The organism is Streptomyces alfalfae (assembly GCF_004127445.1).
GTDB classification, from domain to species: Bacteria; Actinomycetota; Actinomycetes; order Streptomycetales; family Streptomycetaceae; genus Streptomyces; species Streptomyces alfalfae.
Window position 1 is genome coordinate 172,844 of the sequence record NZ_QEXM01000048.1, and the last position, 20,896, is coordinate 193,739.

General features: G+C 67.7%; 18 protein-coding genes and 1 tRNA gene. 16 read left to right on the plus strand and 3 right to left on the minus strand.

Annotated features, from left to right (window positions below):
* Positions 1 to 72: 72 nt before the first annotated feature.
* The 4 genes from rpmG to DCW30_RS30395 all read left to right on the plus strand — a co-directional run bounded on the left by rpmG (position 73) and on the right by DCW30_RS30395 (position 2,379).
* The gene (gene rpmG / locus DCW30_RS30380) at positions 73 to 237 is read left to right on the plus strand and encodes a 50S ribosomal protein L33 (RefSeq protein ID WP_003948671.1); all 165 of its coding nucleotides are present in this window, start codon (positions 73 to 75) and stop codon (positions 235 to 237) included.
* An 85-nt stretch (positions 238 to 322) separates the two neighbouring features.
* Positions 323 to 787 carry a MaoC family dehydratase N-terminal domain-containing protein gene (locus DCW30_RS30385; RefSeq protein ID WP_062780293.1) on the plus strand — a complete coding sequence of 155 codons (465 nt, stop codon included), beginning with the start codon at positions 323 to 325 and terminating at the stop codon, positions 785 to 787.
* Between the two features lie 6 nt (positions 788 to 793).
* On the plus strand, positions 794 to 1,222 hold the full coding sequence (locus tag DCW30_RS30390; protein WP_062780294.1) for a MaoC family dehydratase: 429 nt from the start codon (positions 794 to 796) through the stop codon (positions 1,220 to 1,222).
* A 41-nt stretch (positions 1,223 to 1,263) separates the two neighbouring features.
* Positions 1,264 to 2,379: a UDP-N-acetylmuramate dehydrogenase gene (locus DCW30_RS30395; RefSeq protein WP_076684980.1), complete on the plus strand. Its 1,116-nt coding sequence runs from the start codon at positions 1,264 to 1,266 to the stop codon at positions 2,377 to 2,379.
* 27 nt (positions 2,380 to 2,406) lie between these two features.
* Here DCW30_RS30395 and DCW30_RS30400 read toward each other — a convergent pair whose 3' ends face one another.
* Positions 2,407 to 3,039, minus strand: a complete 633-nt coding sequence (locus DCW30_RS30400) for an NAD(P)-dependent oxidoreductase (RefSeq protein WP_076684979.1) — start codon at positions 3,037 to 3,039, stop codon at positions 2,407 to 2,409.
* Positions 3,040 to 3,149: 110 nt separating this feature from the next.
* Between DCW30_RS30400 and DCW30_RS30405 the strand changes: the two genes are divergently transcribed.
* Entirely contained in the window at positions 3,150 to 3,746 is a 597-nt protein-coding gene (locus tag DCW30_RS30405; protein ID WP_076684978.1) for a TetR/AcrR family transcriptional regulator, read from the plus strand.
* Here the strand turns inward: DCW30_RS30405 and DCW30_RS30410 are convergent.
* Positions 3,736 to 4,755 (minus strand): adenosine deaminase, encoded by a 1,020-nt coding sequence (locus DCW30_RS30410; RefSeq protein WP_076684977.1) that lies wholly within the window; start codon positions 4,753 to 4,755, stop codon positions 3,736 to 3,738. The genes DCW30_RS30405 and DCW30_RS30410 overlap by 11 nt on opposite strands.
* Before the next feature lie 147 nt (positions 4,756 to 4,902).
* Positions 4,903 to 6,129, minus strand: coding sequence for a pyridoxal phosphate-dependent aminotransferase (locus DCW30_RS30415; RefSeq protein WP_076684976.1), 1,227 nt, complete (start codon positions 6,127 to 6,129; stop codon positions 4,903 to 4,905).
* 180 nt (positions 6,130 to 6,309) lie between these two features.
* Between DCW30_RS30415 and DCW30_RS30420 the strand changes: the two genes are divergently transcribed.
* From DCW30_RS30420 to DCW30_RS30475, 11 genes are all read left to right on the plus strand, one after another.
* Positions 6,310 to 6,382 (plus strand) — tRNA-Trp (locus tag DCW30_RS30420).
* Positions 6,383 to 6,489: 107 nt separating this feature from the next.
* The gene (gene secE, locus DCW30_RS30425; RefSeq protein ID WP_076684975.1) at positions 6,490 to 6,777 is read left to right on the plus strand and encodes a preprotein translocase subunit SecE; all 288 of its coding nucleotides are present in this window, start codon (positions 6,490 to 6,492) and stop codon (positions 6,775 to 6,777) included.
* A gap of 76 nt (positions 6,778 to 6,853) precedes the next feature.
* Positions 6,854 to 7,753: a transcription termination/antitermination protein NusG gene (gene nusG / locus DCW30_RS30430; RefSeq protein ID WP_062780301.1), complete on the plus strand. Its 900-nt coding sequence runs from the start codon at positions 6,854 to 6,856 to the stop codon at positions 7,751 to 7,753.
* Positions 7,754 to 7,938: 185 nt separating this feature from the next.
* On the plus strand, positions 7,939 to 8,373 hold the full coding sequence (rplK, locus tag DCW30_RS30435; protein ID WP_030782612.1) for a 50S ribosomal protein L11: 435 nt from the start codon (positions 7,939 to 7,941) through the stop codon (positions 8,371 to 8,373).
* Positions 8,374 to 8,462: 89 nt separating this feature from the next.
* Entirely contained in the window at positions 8,463 to 9,185 is a 723-nt protein-coding gene (gene rplA / locus DCW30_RS30440; protein ID WP_055547823.1) for a 50S ribosomal protein L1, read from the plus strand.
* Between the two features lie 193 nt (positions 9,186 to 9,378).
* Complete coding sequence (locus tag DCW30_RS30445; protein WP_076684974.1) at positions 9,379 to 10,284, plus strand: SCO4651 family lipoprotein; 906 nt, start codon at positions 9,379 to 9,381, stop codon at positions 10,282 to 10,284.
* A 98-nt stretch (positions 10,285 to 10,382) separates the two neighbouring features.
* Positions 10,383 to 11,387, plus strand: a complete 1,005-nt coding sequence (locus DCW30_RS30450; protein ID WP_076684973.1) for an SCO4651 family lipoprotein — start codon at positions 10,383 to 10,385, stop codon at positions 11,385 to 11,387.
* A gap of 260 nt (positions 11,388 to 11,647) precedes the next feature.
* The gene (gene rplJ, locus DCW30_RS30455) at positions 11,648 to 12,178 is read left to right on the plus strand and encodes a 50S ribosomal protein L10 (RefSeq protein WP_062780303.1); all 531 of its coding nucleotides are present in this window, start codon (positions 11,648 to 11,650) and stop codon (positions 12,176 to 12,178) included.
* 108 nt (positions 12,179 to 12,286) lie between these two features.
* Complete coding sequence (gene rplL / locus DCW30_RS30460) at positions 12,287 to 12,670, plus strand: 50S ribosomal protein L7/L12 (RefSeq protein ID WP_062780304.1); 384 nt, start codon at positions 12,287 to 12,289, stop codon at positions 12,668 to 12,670.
* 592 nt (positions 12,671 to 13,262) lie between these two features.
* Positions 13,263 to 16,748 carry a DNA-directed RNA polymerase subunit beta gene (rpoB, locus tag DCW30_RS30470; protein WP_062780305.1) on the plus strand — a complete coding sequence of 1,162 codons (3,486 nt, stop codon included), beginning with the start codon at positions 13,263 to 13,265 and terminating at the stop codon, positions 16,746 to 16,748.
* 96 nt (positions 16,749 to 16,844) lie between these two features.
* Positions 16,845 to 20,759 carry a DNA-directed RNA polymerase subunit beta' gene (locus tag DCW30_RS30475; protein WP_062780306.1) on the plus strand — a complete coding sequence of 1,305 codons (3,915 nt, stop codon included), beginning with the start codon at positions 16,845 to 16,847 and terminating at the stop codon, positions 20,757 to 20,759.
* Positions 20,760 to 20,896: the final 137 nt, after the last annotated feature.

The following is a 20,896-nucleotide window of genomic DNA, read 5'->3' on the forward strand; positions in this document are numbered from 1 at the left end:
GTGGGGTCGGTCCTTCGATCGGCTACTCTTGTATGCGTTCATCCGTCCATCCGTCCGTCAAGGAGCACTCACGTGGCTGCCACCGACGTCCGCCCGAAGATCACGCTGGCCTGCGTGGAGTGCAAGGAGCGGAACTACATCACCAAGAAGAACCGGCGTAACAACCCGGACCGTCTTGAGATGAAGAAGCACTGCCCGCGCTGCAACGCGCACACTGCGCACCGCGAAACGCGCTAAACACAGGCTCGTACCCGAGGCCGTCCCCGATTGTGGGGGCGGCCTCGTGTCGTTCACTCAACCAACCACAGGAGGTACCGAGTCCATGGCGCTCGACCAGTCCTTCGTGGGGCGGTCCTATCCGCCCACCGATCCTTATGAGGTCGGCCGGGAGAAGATCCGCGAGTTCGCCGAGGCGGTGGGCGACGCCAATCCCGCGTACACCGACGCGAAGGCCGCCGAGGCGCTCGGTCACCCCGATGTGATCGCTCCGCCGACTTTTGTGTTCGCGATCACTTTCAAGGCCGCGGGTCAGGTGATCGAGGACCCGCAGCTCGGGCTCGATTACAGCCGGGTGGTGCACGGCGACCAGAAGTTCGCCTATACCCGTCCGGTGCGCGCGGGCGACAGGCTTTCGGTCACGTCGACCATCGAGAACATCAAGACGCTCGCGGGCAACGAGATCATCGATATTCGCGGCGAGGTCCACGACGAGGCCGGCGAGCATGTGATGACCGCCTGGACCAAGCTCGTCGCGCGCGCGGCGGAGCCCGCGGAAGAAGGGGCCTGAGAGGCGATGACGGCGAAGATTTCCTACGGTGACGTCGAGGTCGGCACCGAGCTGCCGCCGCAGAGCTTCCCGGTGACGCGCGCCACACTCGTGCGGTACGCGGGGGCCTCCGGAGACTTCAACCCGATCCACTGGAACGAGAAGTTCGCGGTCGAGGTCGGCCTCCCCGACGTCATCGCGCACGGCATGTTCACCATGGCCGAGGCGATCCGGGTGGTGACCGACTGGGTGGGCGACCCCGGGGCGATCGTCGAGTACGGCGTGCGCTTCACCAAGCCGGTCATCGTCCCCAACGACGACCAGGGCGCCACCATCGAGGTCAGTGCCAAGGTCGCGGAGAAGCTGGACGGCAACCGCGTCCGGGTCGACCTCCTCGCGAGGAGCGCGGGTCTGAAGGTCCTCGGCATGTCGCGGGCGGTCGTGCAGCTGGCCTGACGGCCGGTCTTCCGCGGTCGGCCACGGCCTTCCGCGTAGCTGTGGGTAAGGGGCGTTCTCCATGGAGGGCGCCCCTTACGCGATCTCGTACTCTTGAGCACGTGCAGGAACTCCATGACGCCCCGCTCGCCCCGCTGACGACGTTCCGTCTCGGCGGCCCGGCGACCCGCCTGATCACCGCGACGACCGACGCCGAGGTGGTCGAAGCCGTCCGAGAAGCCGACGCGTCCGGTACTCCGCTGCTGCTCATCGGCGGCGGATCGAACCTGGTCATCGGCGACAAGGGCTTCGACGGCACCGCCCTGCGCATCGCCACCGAGGGCTTCGAGCTCGACGGCACGACGCTTGAGCTGGCCGCCGGCGAGGTCTGGACGGACGCGGTCGAGCGCACCGTCGACGCCGGTCTCGCGGGCATCGAGTGCCTGGCCGGAATCCCCGGCTCCGCCGGCGCGACGCCGATCCAGAACGTGGGGGCGTACGGCCAGGAGGTCTCCTCGACGATCACCGAAGTGATCGCTTACGACCGGAAGACCCATGAGACGGTCGTGATTCCGAACGCAGATTGCGACTTCTCGTACCGGCACAGCCGCTTCAAGGCCGAAGCCGACCGTTACGTGGTCCTGCGGGTCCGCTTCGAGCTGGAGGACGCGGGCGGGATGAGCGCCCCCCTCAAGTACCCGGAGACGGCACGCGCGCTCGGCGTGGAGGCGGGTGACCGCGTGCCCGCGGCACTGGCCAGGGAGACCGTCCTGAAGCTGCGGGCCGGCAAGGGCATGGTGCTCGACCCCGAGGACCACGACAGCTGGTCGGCCGGGTCGTTCTTCACCAACCCGATCCTCACCGAGGAGCAGTTCGCCGCCTTCCACGCGCGCGTGGCGGACCGCCTCGGCCCGGACGTCACGCCGCCCGGCTTCCCGGCGGGCGACGGCCGCGTGAAGACCTCCGCCGCCTGGCTCATCGACAAGGCGGGCTTCACCAAGGGCTACGGAGAGGGCCGGGCGCGCATCTCCACCAAGCACACCCTGGCCCTCACCAACCGCGGCGGAGCGACCACCGAGGACCTCCTCGCGCTGGCCCGCGAGGTCGTCGCCGGGGTCAGGGACGCCTTCGGGATCACCCTGGTCAACGAGCCCGTGACGGTGGGCGTCAGCCTGTAGGGCGGACGACCGGGCCCGGCGTCGGCCCTAGTACGCCACCCCCACCCCCTGCTTGACCGTCGCGGGGTCGCCGACCACCGCCAGCATGGCGTGCGCGACATCGGCCCGGCCGATGAAGCGCCCGCTGCGCGGCGTGCCGCCGACGACCTTCCGGTAGATGCCCGTCAGAGGCTTGTCCTGGAGCCTCGGCGGCCGGACCGACGTCCAGTCCGTGGCGCTGCGGGACAACTCGGCCTCCATGCCCCGCAGATCGAGGTAGACGCCCTTGAGGACCGCGCCGACCAGCGCGAGCATCGCCCGGTCGGCGAGCGGCTGCCGGTCCGCGGGAGGGCCGACCGGGGCGGCGCTGACCACGACGATCCTGCGCACCGCCTCGGCGTCCATCGCCCGCAGGACGGACCGCGTGAGCGCGGTGGCGACGCCCGCGTCCGCGCGCTTGCGCGCCCCCAGGCCGGACAGGACCGCGTCCCGCCCCGCCACCGCCGCCCGCAGCGCCTCCGGGTCCGTGAGATCGGCCCGGAACACCTCCAGGCCCGCTCCCTCGGCCGTGAGCCGGGCAGGGTCGCGCACCACGGCCGTGACCCGGTGCCCCGCCGTGAGTGCCTGCCTGACGATCTCTCCGCCGATGCCGCCGGTCGCACCGAACACCGTGAGCTTCATGGCTCGTCCTCCCCGAGAGGTACGTGGATGGAACACCGGGTGGGTAAGTATTCACTCACCCCTAGGGTGGGTAAGCACTCACTCACCCGTCAAGTCTGGTTGGACGACACATGCAGAAGCCCACCCGGGCCCGCATCCTGGACGCCGCGCACGAACTGATGCTGACGCTCGGCCTCTCCCGCGCCACCACCAAGGAGATCGCCAGGGCCGCGGGCTGCTCCGAAGCCGCGCTCTACAAGCATTTCGCGAACAAGGAGGAGCTGTTCGTGAGCGTCCTCCAGGAGCGGCTGCCCAGGCTCGGCCCGCTGCTGCAACGCCTCACCGAGGAGCCGGGGGAGCGCCCCGTGGAGGAGAACCTCACCGAGATCGCCCGCCTCGCCGCCGACTTCTACGCCGAGAGCTTCCCGATCGGCGCGTCCCTGTACGCCGAGACCAAGCTCAAGCGCCGCCACGAGGACGCGCTCCAGAAGATGGGCAAGGGCCCCCACGTCCCCATCGAGGCCCTGGACGCCTACCTCCGCGCCGAGCGCGACGCCGGGCGGATCGCCCCCGACGCCGACACCTTCGCCGCCGCCTCACTGCTCCTCGGCGCCTGCGCACAGCGCGCCTTCGCCTACGACGCCGTGGTCGGAAAGCGGCCCCCGCAGCCCGTGGCGGAGTTCGCGGCGGCCCTCGCGCGCACCCTCCTCGCCGGCATCAGCCGCTGAGCCACGCGTCGACCCCGGCCAGCAGCCGCTTTTGCACGTCCGCGGGCGCGGCCGAGCCGCGGACCGACTGCCGGGCCAGCTCGGCGAGCCCGGCGTCGTCGAAGCCGTGGTGCTCGCGCGCGATCTCGTACTGTGCGGCGAGGCGCGACCCGAAGAGCAGCGGGTCGTCGGCGCCGAGCGCCATCGGGACCCCGGCGTCGAAGAGGGTCCGCAGGGGCACGTCCTCGGGCTTCTCGTAGACGCCGAGGGCGACGTTGGACGCCGGGCAGACCTCGCACGTCACGCCGCGGTCCGCGAGCCGCTTCAGGAGCCGCGGGTCCTCGGCGGCCCGCACCCCGTGGCCGATCCGCGCCGCGTGCAGGTCGTCGAGGCAGTCCCGCACCGAAGCGGGCCCCGTCAGCTCGCCGCCGTGCGGCGCCGCGAGGAGCCCGCCGTCACGCGCGATGGCGAACGCCCGGTCGAAGTCGCGCGCCATGCCGCGGCGTTCGTCGTTGGAGAGCCCGAAGCCGACGATGCCGCGATCGGCGTAGCGCACCGCGAGCCGCGCCAGCGTGCGGGCGTCCAGAGGGTGCTTCATGCGGTTCGCGGCGACCAGGACGCGCATCCCGAGGCCGGTGTCCCGCGAGGCGGTCTCGACCGCGTCCAGGATGATCTCCAGGGCCGGGATCAGACCGCCGAGCCGCGGCGCGTAGGAGGTCGGGTCGACCTGGATCTCCAGCCACCCCGAGCCGTCCCGCAGATCCTCCTCGGCGGCCTCGCGCACCAGGCGCTGGATGTCCTCCGGCTCACGCAGACAGGAGCGCGCGGCGTCGTAGAGCCGCTGGAAGCGGAACCAGCCGCGCTCGTCCGTGGCGCGCAGCTTCGGCGGTTCGGCGCCGGTCAGCGCGTCCGGGAGGCGCACCCCGTACTTGTCGGCGAGGTCCAGCAGGGTCGCCGGCCGCATCGACCCGGTGAAGTGCAGGTGCAGATGGGCCTTGGGCAGCTCTCTTACGTCTCGTACACGCTCCATTGGAGGATCTTGCCGTACACGCGGCGTGTCCCGGAAGCGGCTTCCCCCTTCGTGGCCTCGACCGAACGGAGAAGCGGGCCGCCCCTCCGCAGGAGAGACGGCCCGCGCACGCGCGTGGAGCGCGTTCCCGCGAGGCGGGTCGTTTCCTCAGTCGCGCGCCTCGGCCAGCAGCTTCTGGACGCGCGACACGCCCTCGACGAGGTCCTCGTCGCCGAGCGCGTACGACAGGCGCAGGTAACCCGGCGTCCCGAAGGCCTCGCCCGGGACCACCGCGACCTCGGCCTCCTCCAGGATCAGCGCGGCCAGCTCGACGGAGTCCTGCGGGCGCTTGCCGCGGATCTCCTTGCCGATCAGGTCCTTCACCGACGGGTAGGCGTAGAAGGCGCCCTCGGGCTCGGGGCAGAACACGCCGTCGATGTCGTTCAGCATCCGCACGATGGTCCTGCGTCGCCGGTCGAAGGCCTCGCGCATCGCGTCGACGGCCTCCAGGTTCCCGGAGACCGCGGCGAGGGCGGCGGCCTGGGCGACGTTGGAGACGTTCGACGTGGCGTGCGACTGGAGGTTCGTCGCGGCCTTCACGACGTCCTTCGGGCCGATGATCCAGCCGACCCGCCAGCCGGTCATCGCGTACGTCTTGGCGACGCCGTTGACCACGACGCACTTGTCGCGCAGCTCGGGCAGGAGCGCGGGGAGCGAGGTGAACTTCGCGTCTCCGTAGACGAGGTGCTCGTAGATCTCGTCGGTCATGACCCACAGGCCGTGCTCGACGGCCCAGCGGCCGATCGCCTCGGCGTCGGCCTCGCTGTAGACGGCGCCCGTGGGGTTCGACGGCGAGACGAAGAGCACCATCTTGGTGCGCTCGGTGCGGGCGGCCTCCAGCTGCTCGACCGAGACGCGGTAACCGGTGGTCTCGTCGGCGACGACCGGGACCGGGACACCGCCGGCGAGACGGATCGACTCCGGGTACGTCGTCCAGTAGGGCGCCGGGACGATGACCTCGTCGCCCGGGTCGAGGATCGCGGCGAACGCCTCGTAGATGGCCTGCTTGCCGCCGTTGGTGACCAGGATCTGCGCGGGGTCCACCTCGTACCCCGAGTCGCGCAGGGTCTTCGCGGCGATCGCGGCCTTGAGCTCGGGCAGGCCCCCGGCCGGTGTGTAGCGGTGGAACTTCGGGTTCTTGCAGGCCTCGACGGCCGCCTCGACGATGTAGTCAGGAGTGGGGAAGTCGGGCTCACCCGCGCCGAAGCCGATCACCGGACGCCCGGCGGCCTTGAGGGCCTTGGCCTTGGCGTCGACGGCGAGGGTCGCGGACTCGGAGATCGCGCCGATGCGCGCGGACACCCGGCGCTCGGTCGGAGAAGTTGCAGCGCTCATGACCCCATCGTTCCAGACCCGGAACGGACCCGGTGCGGGGGTTTCCCGGAGCATCGCCGTCCATTCTGTTCGACGGAGCGCCGCGGACCACGTACACTCACTGCTCGTTGGCCCTCACCGGCCGCACCCTCTCGACGCACTCCGTGCATATGGGCGGATGCGGTAGGTTGGGGAAATCAAAGGGTCGTAGCTCAATTGGTAGAGCACTGGTCTCCAAAACCAGCGGTTGGGGGTTCAAGTCCCTCCGGCCCTGCTACACACTCCTTCGCCAGGATGTGTGCGCATGTACGTACTGCAATGCACCGCCGTGCGGCTCAACCGGGCGCGGCACGGCCACGACCCGGAATCAGGTGAGGACGAGTGACGGACGCCGTGGGCTCCATCGACAAGCCTGATGCCGAGGACGAGGCGGCGGAGTCCAAGAGGAAGGCCCGCAAGGGCGGCAAGCGCGGCAAGAAGGGCCCCTTCGGCCGTCTCGCGCTCTTCTACCGCCAGATCATCGCGGAGCTCCGCAAGGTCGTCTGGCCGACTCGCAGTCAGCTCACGACCTACACCACAGTGGTGATTGTCTTCGTCGTCATCATGATCGGTCTCGTGACCGTGATTGACTATGGCTTCAGCCACGCTGTCAAGTACATCTTCGGCTGAGCCGAGAGCGAAGGGCGCCGTTCCCGGCGCCCCTATTCGCGTGTTCCACCCATGTATCCAGGAAGAAGCAGCCACCGTGTCTGACCCGAACCTGAACGACGCCATTGAGCCTCGCGGCGGGCAGGATGCCGAGTCCGTCGAGGACGAGCTCGACATCGTCGAGGCGGCGGACGCCGAGGAGCCGGATCAGGCCGAGGCAGCCGACGCCGCCGCGGGCGACGCCGCCGAGGAGGCCGCCGTCCACCTGGAGGGTGACGCGGAGGCCGGCGCCGAGTCCGACGAGGACGAGGACGCCGAGGCGGAGACCGCCGACGAGGAGACCGCCGAGGCGGAGCCCGTCGAAGAGGAGTCCGAGCCGGTCGACCCGATCGCCGCCCTGCGCGAGGAGCTCCGCACCCTCCCGGGCGAGTGGTATGTCATCCACACGTACGCCGGCTACGAGAACCGCGTGAAGACCAACCTCGAGCAGCGCGCCGTCTCGCTCAACGTCGAGGACTTCATCTTCCAGGCCGAGGTGCCGCAGGAAGAGGTCGCCCAGATCAAGAACGGCGAGCGCAAGACCATCCGCCAGAACAAGCTCCCCGGCTACGTGCTGGTGCGCATGGACCTGACGAACGAGTCCTGGGGCGTCGTCCGCAACACCCCTGGCGTCACCGGCTTCGTGGGCAACGCCTACGACCCGTACCCGCTGACCCTCGACGAGATCGTCAAGATGCTCGCCCCCGAGGCCGAGGAGAAGGCCGCTCGCGAGGCCGCCGAGGCCGAGGGCAAGCCGGCTCCGGCCCGCAAGGTCGAGGTCCAGGTGCTCGACTTCGAGGTGGGCGACTCGGTCACCGTCACTGACGGCCCGTTCGCGACGCTGCAGGCGACGATCAACGAGATCAACGCCGACTCGAAGAAGGTCAAGGGTCTCGTCGAGATCTTCGGCCGCGAGACCCCGGTCGAGCTCAGCTTCGACCAGATCCAGAAGAACTAGCCCTCGCGGCTTCCTGAGCTTCCTCTGGAACACACGCCTCCGACCAGGTCAGACGGGCTGCCAAAGCCGGTCTGACCTGCTCGGTTTTTAGCTGCACGACCATACCCGTTATCGTTGTGCGGTATGCCTCCATCCGGATGACCGGACGGTTGGCTGAAAACTCTCACTAGGACCCGGAGAGAGCAATGCCTCCCAAGAAGAAGAAGGTCACGGGGCTCATCAAGCTCCAGATCCAGGCCGGCGCCGCCAACCCGGCTCCGCCGGTCGGCCCCGCGCTGGGCCAGCACGGCGTCAACATCATGGAGTTCTGCAAGGCCTACAACGCCGCGACCGAGTCGCAGCGTGGCTGGGTGATCCCGGTGGAGATCACGGTCTACGAGGACCGCTCCTTCACCTTCATCACCAAGACGCCGCCGGCCGCCAAGATGATCCTGAAGGCCGCTGGTGTCGAGAAGGGCTCCGGCGAGCCCCACAAGACCAAGGTCGCCAAGGTCACCGAGGCGCAGATCCGCGAGATCGCGCAGACCAAGATGGAAGACCTCAACGCCAACGACCTGGACGCCGCGTCGAAGATCATCGCCGGCACCGCCCGTTCCATGGGCATCACGGTCGAGGGCTGAGACTCCTCCCCCGTCTGACCTTTCTCCAGTGGCAGGGCCAAGCGCTGGCCCGCACCACGACTCCCTACCTGAACACACCAGGAGCAGAAGTGAAGCGCAGCAAGACTCTCCGCGCTGCGGACGCCAAGATCGACCGGGAGAAGCTGTACGCCCCGCTCGAGGCCGTCCGTCTCGCCAAGGAGACCTCCTCGACCAAGTTCGACGGCACCGTCGAGGTCGCCATGCGTCTGGGTGTCGACCCGCGCAAGGCCGACCAGATGGTCCGCGGCACCGTGAACCTCCCGCACGGCACCGGCAAGACCGCCCGGGTCCTGGTCTTCGCGACCGGTGACCGTGCTGCGGCCGCGGAAGCCGCTGGAGCCGACATCGTCGGCGCCGACGAGCTCATCGACGAGGTCGCGAAGGGCCGCCTGGACTTCGACGCCGTCGTCGCCACCCCGGACCTCATGGGCAAGGTCGGCCGCCTCGGCCGCGTGCTCGGTCCGCGTGGTCTGATGCCGAACCCGAAGACCGGCACCGTGACCCCCGACGTCGTGAAGGCTGTCAACGACATCAAGGGCGGCAAGATCGAGTTCCGCGTCGACAAGCACTCGAACCTGCACTTCATCATCGGCAAGGTGTCCTTCGACGACACCAAGCTGGTGGAGAACTACGCCGCGGCCCTGGAGGAGATCCTCCGTCTGAAGCCGTCGGCCGCCAAGGGCCGCTACATCAAGAAGGCCGCCATCGCCACCACGATGGGCCCCGGCATCCCGCTGGACTCGAACCGCACCCGCAACCTCCTCGTCGAGGAGGACCCGGCCGCCGTCTGATCCTGACGGCAGCCGCGTCGCGCACGCGTTCTGTGGACGGGCCCCGCAACCTTTCGAGGTGCGGGGCCCGTCTTGTTTGTGTACGGCACGCACGGATGTACGGGCACACGCGCGCGTGCGGGGCATAGGGACAGGTGTGTCAGTGGCCTGCGCTAGCGTGCGGGTCGTCGAACAAGCCAAGGGGTGGGACTGCATGAACAGCACGATGTTGCGGCGTACGGGTCTCTCGATCGCGGTGGCCGCCGCGCTGACTGGCCTGACGGCCTGCGGCTCGGGCGGCTCGGACGGTTCTTCCGACAAGGCAGACGGCGACGGCGGCAAGAGCGGCATCAAGATCAGCCCCATCGCCGCCCTGCGCTCGGTCGAGAAGTCGACCGACAAGGCGGACACGGCCAGGGTCGACGGCTCCACCACCATGGGTTCGCTCTCGTCCATGGACATGAAGGGCGTCATGGGCTGGTCGGACGGCATCACGGGGAACGTGACCGTGACCTTCACCGGCGGCTCGCAGGCCCAGCAGATGAAGCAGCTCGGCCAGACGAAGCTCGACTACCGCTATCTGAAGAACGGCTTCTACGCGAACATGGGCGACCGGTTCGCGGCCGAGGCCGGCGGCGGCAAGCACTGGCTCGCGTACGACTACGACACGCTGGCCGAGATGAGCGGCGCCGCGGGCGAGGCCTTCCAGGACCAGATGCAGAACACCACGCCGAACCAGTCGGTGAAGATGCTGCTGGCCTCCGGTGACGTGAAGCGCGTGGGCGAGGAGGAGGTCCGCGGCACGAAGACGACCCACTACTCCGGCAAGGTCGACATCGCGGACTTCACCGCCAAGAACTCGGACCTGGACGCGGAGCAGATGTCCGAGCTGAAGAAGCAGTTCCAGCAGGCCGGCATGGACACCGAGACGATCGACGTCTGGGTCGACGACGACGACCTCCTCGTCAAGAAGACCGAGAAGGCCGAGACGAAGAACGGCCCCTTCTCGCAGACGGCCTACTACAGCGACTATGGCACGCCGCTCACCGTCGAGAAGCCCCCGGCCTCGGACACGATGAGCTTCAAGGACCTGCTGGCGAAGCAGAGGCCCGCGGCGTAGGGGTTTTATCCGGCGGCTGACCGTCCGGCCGCTCGGGTACTCTCGGCTGTCAGTAGATGTGTCGATCATGTGTTCAAAGTGTTCTCAGGGGTGGGGTCATGACTGCTGTTGTCGTACGGGGAAACCAGGGCCGCAAGAGGGTGGCGGGCGCCGTGCTCGCCACCGCGCTGCTGTGTACCGGCGCGGTCGCCTGTGGCGGCTCGGACGGTGAGGGGGACAAGGGGGGCAAGGCCGCCGGGGGCATCCAGTCCCCGTCGCAGGTCACCGAGGTCATCACGGCGGCCTACAAGAAGACGACGGCCGCCAAGTCCGCCAAGGTCCGGATGACGATGTCCACGCCGCCCGGCAAGATGGGCAAGGCCATGGGCGGCGCCGGCGAGATGAAGATGTCCGGCGTCATGGGCTGGGACCCCACCGTCATGGACATGACGGTGTCGGGCTCCGCGCTCACCGAGGGCGACCCCGACGCCCCGAAGAAGGTCCGGATGCTCATGCAGGACGATGTCATGTACATGGACATGGGCGCCGCCGCGGCCAAGGACATGGACGGCAAGCGCTGGATGAAGATGGACCTCGGCGCCATCGCCGAGCAGTCCGGCGACGAGAAGCTCATGAAGCAGATGACCGGCAGCCTGGACAGCATGAACCAGGACCCGGCGCGGCAGCTCGCGATGCTCCTGGAGTCCCCGAACCTCAAGCACGTGGGCTCCGCCGACGTCGACGGCGCGCAGACCCAGCGCTACAAGGGCCGTCTCACCGTCAAGGAGATGATGGAGACGAACGACGCCCTCGACGACGTGCTCAGCAAGAGCGAGAAGGACCAGCTCTTCGAGAACATCGAGAAGACGGGCATCAAGGGCTACGACACCGAGGTCTGGGTCAACGAAGACGACTACCCGGTCCGTATGGACATCGACATCAAGACGCCCGAGGGCACGGTCAAGACCTCCCAGACGTTCTCGGACTACGGGACCGCCGCGAAGGTGACCGCCCCGCCGGCCGGTGAGACGTTCGACCTGATGGAGATGTTCAAGGAGCTCGGGAAGCTCGGCGAGGGCGACACCTCCGACACGGACGCCCTGGGCCTTGACAGCGGCGCCTGACCCGATTTGCCTGACGCGGACCCGTTCGCGTACGCTGCCACAGAAGCCAAAGACCGCTGGTCGTTGCCGTGCTCTCGCAAGGGGTGCGGTGGCCGAAGGATCCGCTGAGACGGCGGACGACCCGCGCAGGTGACCGTGGAAGTGCTCCTGGACCGATTCTGGTCCGGTCGAGCTCACGCCCCGTGCGCCTGCGCCGGGGCGTTTCGTTTTGTCGGCCCCTTCTGAGCGGTCCTCATCACCCGGAAGGAGGCCGACGCTCTATGCCGACGCCCGACAAGGCTGCCGCGGTAGCCGAGCTCACGGACAAGTTCCGCAGCTCGAACGCCGCCGTGCTGACCGAGTACCGGGGTCTCACCGTGGCCCAGCTCAAGCAGCTGCGCCGTTCCCTCGGTGAAAACTCCGAGTACGCCGTGGTGAAGAACACGCTGACCAAGATCGCGGCCAACGAGGCCGGGATCAACACGCTGGACGACCTGTTCACGGGTCCGACGGCGGTTGCCTTCGTCACCGGTGACCCGGTGGAGTCGGCGAAGGGTCTTCGTGACTTCGCCAAGGAAAACCCCAACCTCGTCATCAAGGGCGGTGTCCTTGACGGCAAGGCGCTGTCCGCCGACGAGTTCAAGAAGCTCGCGGACCTCGAGTCCCGCGAGGTTCTGCTCGCCAAGCTGGCGGGCGCCATGAAGGGCAAGCAGTCCCAGGCTGCCGCGCTCTTCCAGGCGCTTCCCTCGAAGTTCGTCCGCACCGCGGAGGCGCTTCGTGCCAAGAAGGCCGAGCAGGGCGGTGCCGAGTAATTCGGCTCGCACACTGACCGCCGCCTAGCGCGACGGTCACAGCGGGCCCAACGTACGCCCGCCTCCATGTACACACGGCACCAGCCGAATTAGTGGAAGGACGCCATCATGGCGAAGCTGTCCCAGGACGACCTGCTCGCGCAGTTCGAAGAGATGACCCTCATCGAGCTCTCCGAGTTCGTGAAGGCCTTCGAGGAGAAGTTCGACGTCACCGCCGCCGCCCCGGCCGCCGTCGTCGCCGCGGGCCCGGGCGCCCCGGCCGCCGAGGCCGAGGCCGAGCAGGACGAGTTCGACGTCATCCTCACCGGCGCCGGCGAGAAGAAGATCCAGGTCATCAAGGTCGTGCGTGAGCTGACCTCGCTGGGCCTGAAGGAGGCCAAGGACCTCGTCGACGGCACCCCGAAGCCGGTCCTCGAGAAGGTCGCCAAGGACGCCGCTGAGAAGGCCGCTGAGGCCCTCAAGGGCGCCGGCGCCTCCGTCGAGGTCAAGTGACCTCACGAGTCGTCTGACTCTCTTCACCGTACGTACGGCGGAAACGCTGTAACGCACGGGTCGCCAAGGGCGATCACCCATGTGGGTGGTCGCCTTTCGGCGTTCCTGAGCCACCCGTGAAGGTCGCCTTGCGATGTCGGTCGCGACGAGTATGGTGATCTTCGTTGTGCCCGGAACGGCCCGTGACGGTGATGTTCCCAGGGCCGAGTCGGGGCAAGGGGGCCTTGACGAACCGCACGCAGCGCGCAATTCTCAGGACGCGTCGTCACAACGATCCGCATCCGAGGCATGGATCGGCGGCGAAGAGGGCAGTATCGATGTGCGTTGAGGACGTGGCTTGCAGCAGGGGTTGAGAACAACGAGGGTCTCCCAGAACCCGCACTGGACATCAGTGGGCCGACTGGCTACACTGACCCTTTGCGCTGCCTGTTAGCTGCCTCCTGCCCGTCACCAGGGGCATGCCCATGCTTGAGCACCGTGGACCGCATCTTCCCTGACCTGGCCAAAAAGCCAAGTCAGGAGGGACTGTCCCTGTGTCCGGCTTGGGACCGGTACGCGCGTAGTGAGTCCGAGCCCTCGGAAGGACCCCCTCTTGGCCGCCTCGCGCACTGCCTCGACCGCGAATACGAACAACGGCGCAAGCACCGCCCCGCTGCGCATCTCCTTTGCAAAGATCAAGGAGCCCCTCGAGGTTCCGAACCTTCTTGCGCTGCAGACCGAGAGCTTTGACTGGCTGCTCGGCAATGACGCGTGGAAGGCTCGTGTCGAGGCGGCTCTGGAAAGCGGACAGGACGTCCCCACCAAGTCCGGTCTGGAGGAGATCTTCGAGGAGATCTCCCCGATCGAGGACTTCTCCGGGTCGATGTCCCTGACGTTCCGCGACCACCGTTTCGAGCCTCCCAAGAACTCGATCGACGAGTGCAAGGAGCGCGACTTCACGTTCGCCGCCCCGCTCTTCGTCACCGCCGAGTTCACCAACAACGAGACCGGCGAGATCAAGTCTCAGACGGTCTTCATGGGCGACTTCCCGCTCATGACCAACAAGGGCACCTTCGTCATCAACGGCACCGAGCGTGTCGTCGTGTCGCAGCTGGTCCGTTCGCCGGGCGTCTACTTCGATTCCTCGATCGACAAGACGTCCGACAAGGACATCTTCTCCGCCAAGATCATCCCGTCCCGGGGCGCCTGGCTGGAGATGGAGATCGACAAGCGCGACATGGTCGGTGTGCGCATCGACCGCAAGCGCAAGCAGTCGGTCACCGTTCTGCTCAAGGCTCTCGGTTGGACGACCGAGCAGATCCTCGAGGAGTTCGGCGAGTACGAGTCCATGCGCGCCACCCTGGAGAAGGACCACACCCAGGGCCAGGACGACGCGCTGCTCGACATCTACCGCAAGCTCCGTCCGGGCGAGCCGCCGACCCGTGAGGCCGCTCAGACGCTGCTCGAGAACCTCTACTTCAACCCCAAGCGCTACGACCTCGCGAAGGTCGGCCGCTACAAGGTCAACAAGAAGCTGGGTGCGGACGCTCCGCTCGACGCGGGCATCCTCACGGTCGAGGACATCATCGCCTCGATCAAGTACCTGGTGAAGCTGCACGCCGGTGAGACCGAGACCGTCGGTGACAGCGGCACGTCGATCGTCGTCGAGACCGACGACATCGACCACTTCGGCAACCGTCGTCTGCGCAACGTCGGCGAGCTCATCCAGAACCAGGTCCGCACGGGTCTGGCTCGTATGGAGCGCGTCGTCCGCGAGCGCATGACGACCCAGGACGTCGAGGCGATCACGCCGCAGACCCTGATCAACATTCGCCCGGTCGTGGCGTCGATCAAGGAATTCTTCGGCACCTCGCAGCTGTCGCAGTTCATGGACCAGAACAACCCGCTGTCGGGTCTCACCCACAAGCGCCGTCTTTCGGCGCTCGGCCCGGGTGGTCTCTCCCGTGAGCGGGCCGGCTTCGAGGTCCGTGACGTGCACCCGTCCCACTACGGACGCATGTGCCCCATCGAGACGCCCGAAGGCCCGAACATCGGTCTGATCGGTTCGCTCGCCTCGTACGGCCGCGTCAACGCGTTCGGCTTCGTCGAGACGCCGTACCGCAAGGTCGTCGACGGCCAGGTCACCGACGACGTCGACTACCTCACGGCCGACGAGGAGGACCGCTTCGTCATCGCGCAGGCCAACGCGCCGCTGACGGACGACCTCCACTTCGCCGAGGCCCGCGTCCTGATCCGCCGCCGCGGCGGCGAGATCGACTACGTGCCCGGCACGGACGTCGACTACATGGACGTCTCGCCGCGCCAGATGGTGTCCGTCGCGACCGCGATGATCCCCTTCCTGGAGCACGACGACGCCAACCGTGCCCTCATGGGCGCGAACATGATGCGTCAGGCCGTGCCGCTGATCACCGCCGAGGCCCCCCTCGTCGGCACCGGCATGGAGTACCGCTGCGCGGTCGACGCCGGTGACGTCATCAAGGCCGAGAAGGCGGGTGTGGTCCAGGAGGTCTCCGCGGACTACGTCACCGTCACCAACGACGACGGCACGTACACCACGTACCGCATCGCCAAGTTCTCCCGGTCGAACCAGGGCACCTCGGTCAACCAGAAGGTCGTCGTCGACGAGGGCGCCCGCGTGATCGAGGGCCAGGTCCTGGCCGACGGTCCCGCGACCGAAGAGGGCGAGATGGCCCTCGGCAAGAACCTGCTCGTGGCGTTCATGCCGTGGGAGGGTCACAACTACGAGGACGCGATCATCCTGTCGCAGCGCCTCGTGCAGGACGACGTCCTCTCCTCGATCCACATCGAGGAGCACGAGGTCGACGCCCGTGACACCAAGCTCGGCCCGGAGGAGATCACCCGGGACATCCCGAACGTCTCCGAGGAGGTCCTCGCCGACCTCGACGAGCGCGGCATCATCCGTATCGGCGCCGAGGTCGTCGCCGGCGACATCCTCGTCGGCAAGGTCACGCCCAAGGGTGAGACCGAGCTGACCCCGGAGGAGCGCCTGCTCCGCGCGATCTTCGGTGAGAAGGCGCGCGAGGTGCGCGACACCTCCCTGAAGGTGCCGCACGGCGAGATCGGCAAGGTCATCGGCGTCCGCGTCTTCGACCGCGAAGAGGGCGACGAGCTGCCCCCGGGCGTGAACCAGCTGGTCCGCGTCTACGTGGCGCAGAAGCGCAAGATCACCGACGGTGACAAGCTCGCCGGCCGTCACGGCAACAAGGGCGTCATCTCGAAGATCCTGCCGATCGAGGACATGCCGTTCCTGGAGGACGGCACCCCGGTCGACATCATCCTCAACCCGCTGGGTGTCCCGTCCCGAATGAACCCGGGACAGGTCCTGGAGATCCACCTCGGCTGGCTCGCCAGCCGCGGCTGGGACGTCTCCGGCCTCGCGGACGAGTGGGCGCAGCGCCTCCAGGCCATCGGCGCCGACAAGGTCGAGCCCGGCACGAACGTCGCCACCCCCGTCTTCGACGGTGCGCGTGAGGACGAGCTGGCCGGTCTGCTGCAGCACACCATCCCGAACCGCGACGGCGAGCGCATGGTGCTCCCGTCCGGCAAGGCGCAGCTGTTCGACGGCCGCTCCGGCGAGCCGTTCCCGGACCCGATCTCGGTCGGGTACATGTACATCCTCAAGCTGCACCACCTGGTCGACGACAAGCTCCACGCGCGTTCGACCGGCCCGTACTCGATGATCACCCAGCAGCCGCTGGGTGGTAAGGCTCAGTTCGGTGGCCAGCGCTTCGGTGAGATGGAGGTGTGGGCGCTCGAGGCATACGGCGCCGCGTACGCCCTCCAGGAGCTGCTGACGATCAAGTCCGACGACGTGACCGGCCGCGTGAAGGTCTACGAGGCGATCGTCAAGGGCGAGAACATCCCCGAGCCCGGCATCCCTGAGTCCTTCAAGGTGCTCATCAAGGAAATGCAGTCGCTCTGCCTCAACGTGGAGGTGCTGTCCTCGGACGGCATGTCCATCGAGATGCGCGACACCGACGAGGACGTCTTCCGCGCGGCGGAGGAGCTCGGTATCGACCTGTCCCGGCGCGAGCCGAGCAGCGTCGAAGAGGTCTGACGGGTTGTCCGGCCGGATCCCGTATCCGGCCGGCTCTCCCCGGACCCGTTCAGACCATGATTGAGACTCGACCCCGAAAGAGGGATTGACGACAAAGTGCTCGACGTCAACTTCTTCGACGAGCTGCGGATCGGCCTTGCCACCGCGGACGACATCCGACAGTGGTCCCACGGCGAGGTCAAGAAGCCGGAGACCATCAACTACCGCACCCTCAAGCCCGAGAAGGACGGACTCTTCTGCGAGAAGATCTTCGGTCCGACCCGGGACTGGGAGTGCTACTGCGGCAAGTACAAGCGTGTCCGCTTCAAGGGCATCATCTGTGAGCGCTGTGGCGTAGAGGTCACCCGCGCGAAGGTGCGCCGTGAGCGGATGGGCCACATCGAACTGGCCGCGCCCGTCACGCACATCTGGTACTTCAAGGGCGTCCCGTCGCGCCTGGGCTACCTCCTCGACCTCGCCCCGAAGGACCTCGAGAAGGTCATCTACTTCGCGGCGTACATGATCACGTTCGTGGACGAGGAGCGTCGCACCCGCGACCTGCCGTCCCTGGAGGCGCACGTCTCCGTCGAGCGCCAGCAGATCGAGAACCGTCGCGACTCCGACCTGGAGGCCCGCGCCAAGAAGCTCGAGACCGACCTGGCCGAGCTGGAGGCCGAGGGCGCCAAGGCCGACGTGCGCCGCAAGGTGCGCGAAGGCGCCGAGCGTGAGATGAAGCAGCTGCGCGACCGTGCGCAGCGCGAGATCGACCGTCTCGACGAGGTGTGGAACCGGTTCAAGAACCTCAAGGTCCAGGACCTGGAGGGCGACGAGCTGCTCTACCGCGAGCTGCGTGACCGCTTCGGCACGTACTTCGACGGCTCCATGGGCGCCGCTGCCCTGCAGAAGCGCCTGGAGTCCTTCGACCTCGACGAGGAGGCCGAGCGCCTCCGCGAGATCATCCGTACCGGCAAGGGCCAGAAGAAGACCCGTGCGCTCAAGCGCCTCAAGGTCGTCTCCGCGTTCCTGCAGACCAGCAACAGCCCCAAGGGCATGGTGCTCGACTGCGTGCCGGTCATCCCGCCGGACCTGCGTCCGATGGTGCAGCTGGACGGTGGCCGCTTCGCGACCTCCGACCTGAACGACCTGTACCGCCGCGTGATCAACCGCAACAACCGCCTGAAGCGGCTTCTCGACCTCGGCGCGCCCGAGATCATCGTGAACAACGAGAAGCGCATGCTCCAGGAGGCCGTCGACGCGCTCTTCGACAACGGCCGTCGTGGTCGCCCGGTCACGGGCCCCGGCAACCGTCCGCTGAAGTCGCTGTCCGACATGCTCAAGGGCAAGCAGGGCCGCTTCCGTCAGAACCTTCTCGGCAAGCGTGTGGACTACTCCGCGCGTTCCGTGATCGTCGTCGGTCCGCAGCTGAAGCTGCACCAGTGCGGTCTGCCGAAGGCCATGGCGCTGGAGCTCTTCAAGCCGTTCGTGATGAAGCGCCTGGTCGACCTGAACCACGCGCAGAACATCAAGAGCGCCAAGCGGATGGTCGAGCGCGGCCGCACGGTCGTGTACGACGTCCTCGAAGAGGTCATCGCCGAGCACCCGGTCCTGCTGAACCGTGCGCCCACGCTGCACCGCCTCGGCATCCAGGCCTTCGAGCCGCAGCTGGTCGAGGGCAAGGCCATCCAGATCCACCCGCTCGTCTGCACCGCGTTCAACGCGGACTTCGACGGTGACCAGATGGCCGTGCACCTGCCGCTCTCCGCGGAGGCGCAGGCCGAGGCCCGCATCCTGATGCTGTCCTCGAACAACATCCTCAAGCCCGCCGACGGCCGTCCGGTGACGATGCCGACCCAGGACATGGTCCTCGGTCTGTTCTTCCTCACCACCGACGGTGAGCTGCGGGACACCAAGGGCGAGGGCCGCGCGTTCGGTTCCACCGCCGAGGCGATGATGGCGTTCGACGCCGGCGAGCTCGCTCTCCAGTCGACCGTCGACATCCGCTTCCCGGTGGGCACCATCCCGCCGCGCGGCTGGACCCCGCCGGTCAGCGCCGAGGGCGAGGACTTCGGCGACGAGCGTGCCTACCAGCCGGGCGACAGCTTCCGGCTGCGTACGTCGCTGGGCCGCGCGCTCTTCAACGAGCTGCTGCCCGAGGACTACCCCTTCGTCGACTACTCGGTCGGCAAGAAGCAGCTCTCCGAGATCGTCAACGACCTCGCCGAGCGCTACCCCAAGGTCATCGTGGCGGCGACGCTCGACAACCTGAAGGCGGCGGGCTTCTACTGGGCGACCCGTTCCGGCGTCACCGTGGCCATCTCCGACGTCGTGGTCCCCGAGGCCAAGAAGGAGATCGTCGCGGGCTACGAGGCCCAGGACGAGAAGGTCCAGAAGCAGTACGAGCGCGGTCTGATCACCAAGGACGAGCGCACGCAGGAGCTCATCGCGATCTGGACCAAGGCGACCAACGAGGTCGCCGAGGCGATGAACGCGAACTTCCCGAAGACGAACCCCATCTTCATGATGGTCGACTCGGGTGCCCGAGGAAACATGATGCAGATGCGTCAGATCGCGGGTATGCGTGGTCTGGTGTCGAACGCGAAGAACGAGACCATCCCGCGTCCGATCAAGGCCTCGTTCCGTGAGGGCCTGACCGTTCTCGAGTACTTCATCTCCACGCACGGCGCCCGTAAGGGTCTGGCGGACACGGCTCTCCGTACCGCCGACTCCGGTTACCTCACCCGTCGTCTGGTCGACGTCTCCCAGGACGTCATCATTCGCGAGGAGGACTGTGGCACCGAGCGCGGCCTGAAGCTCAAGATCGCGGTCAAGGGCGAGGACGGTGTCCTCCGCAAGACGGAGAACGTCGAGACCTCGGTGTACGCCCGCATGCTGGCCGAGGACGTCGTCATCGACGGCAAGGTCATCGCGCCGGCCAACGTCGACCTCGGTGACGTCCTCATCGACGCCCTGGTCGCCAACGGCGTCGAGGAGGTCAAGACCCGCTCGGTCCTGACCTGTGAGTCGGCGGTCGGCACCTGTGCCTTCTGCTACGGCCGTTCGCTCGCCACCGGCAAGCTGGTCGACATCGGTGAGGCGGTCGGCATCATCGCCGCCCAGTCCATCGGTGAGCCCGGCACGCAGCTGACGATGCGTACCTTCCACACCGGTGGTGTGGCCGGTGACGACATCACCCAGGGTCTGCCCCGTGTCGTCGAGCTCTTCGAGGCTCGTACGCCCAAGGGTGTCGCCCCGATCTCGGAGGCGGCCGGCCGCGTCCGCATCGAGGAGACCGAGAAGACCAAGAAGATCGTCGTCACCCCGGACGACGGCAGCGACGAGACGGCGTTCCCGATCTCGAAGCGTGCCAAGGTCCTGGTGCGCGAGGGTGACCACGTCGAGGTGGGCCAGAAGCTCACCTTCGGCGCCACCAACCCGCACGACGTGCTGCGGATCCTCGGTCAGCGCGCGGTCCAGGTCCACCTGGTCGGCGAGGTCCAGAAGGTCTACAACTCGCAGGGCGTGTCGATCCACGACAAGCACATCGAGATCATCATCCGGCAGATGCTGCGCCGCGTGACGATCATCGAGTCCGGCGACGCGGAGCTGCTGCCGGGCGAGCTCGTCGAGCGCTCGAAGTTCGAGACCGAGAACCGTCGCGTCGTGACGGAAGGCGGCCACCCGGCCTCCGGCCGTCCGCAGCTGATGGGTATCACCAAGGCCTCGCTGGCGACGGAATCCTGGCTGTCGGCCGCCTCCTTCCAGGAGACGACCCGAGTCCTGACGGACGCGGCGATCAACGCCAAGTCCGACAGCCTCATCGGCCTCAAGGAGAACGTCATCATCGGTAAGCTCATCCCGGCCGGTACGGGCCTGTCCCGCTACCGCAACATCCGGGTGGAGCCGACCGAGGAGGCCAAGGCCGCGATGTACTCCGCCGTCGGCTACGACGACATCGACTACTCGCCCTTCGGGACGGGGTCGGGTCAGGCCGTGCCGCTGGAGGACTACGACTACGGGCCCTACAACCAGTAGGACCTGGGCACGTGAGGAGGGCGGTCACCCCGGTGGGGTGGCCGCCCTTCGGCGTGTCCGGCTGAGTAATATCCCGCTCGGCACCGGCCAAGGTGCCATGTCGGCACGGGAGTTGAGGTTCCGGGGGCGTGGAGACG

What these genes read in the sequence shown, in the direction of transcription:
- rplJ (WP_062780303.1), top strand. Translation starts at nt 11,648, where the DNA reads ATGCCGACGCCCGACAAGGCTGCCGCGGTAGCCGAGCTCACGGACAAG.
- DCW30_RS30390 (WP_062780294.1), top strand. Translation starts at nt 794, where the DNA reads ATGACGGCGAAGATTTCCTACGGTGACGTCGAGGTCGGCACCGAGCTG.
- DCW30_RS30450 (WP_076684973.1), top strand. Translation starts at nt 10,383, where the DNA reads ATGACTGCTGTTGTCGTACGGGGAAACCAGGGCCGCAAGAGGGTGGCG.
- DCW30_RS30385 (WP_062780293.1), top strand. Translation starts at nt 323, where the DNA reads ATGGCGCTCGACCAGTCCTTCGTGGGGCGGTCCTATCCGCCCACCGAT.
- rplK (WP_030782612.1), top strand. Translation starts at nt 7,939, where the DNA reads ATGCCTCCCAAGAAGAAGAAGGTCACGGGGCTCATCAAGCTCCAGATC.
- DCW30_RS30405 (WP_076684978.1), top strand. Translation starts at nt 3,150, where the DNA reads ATGCAGAAGCCCACCCGGGCCCGCATCCTGGACGCCGCGCACGAACTG.
- DCW30_RS30400 (WP_076684979.1), bottom strand. Translation starts at nt 3,039, where the DNA reads ATGAAGCTCACGGTGTTCGGTGCGACCGGCGGCATCGGCGGAGAGATC.
- rplL (WP_062780304.1), top strand. Translation starts at nt 12,287, where the DNA reads ATGGCGAAGCTGTCCCAGGACGACCTGCTCGCGCAGTTCGAAGAGATG.
- DCW30_RS30410 (WP_076684977.1), bottom strand. Translation starts at nt 4,755, where the DNA reads ATGGAGCGTGTACGAGACGTAAGAGAGCTGCCCAAGGCCCATCTGCAC.
- DCW30_RS30445 (WP_076684974.1), top strand. Translation starts at nt 9,379, where the DNA reads ATGAACAGCACGATGTTGCGGCGTACGGGTCTCTCGATCGCGGTGGCC.
- DCW30_RS30415 (WP_076684976.1), bottom strand. Translation starts at nt 6,129, where the DNA reads ATGAGCGCTGCAACTTCTCCGACCGAGCGCCGGGTGTCCGCGCGCATC.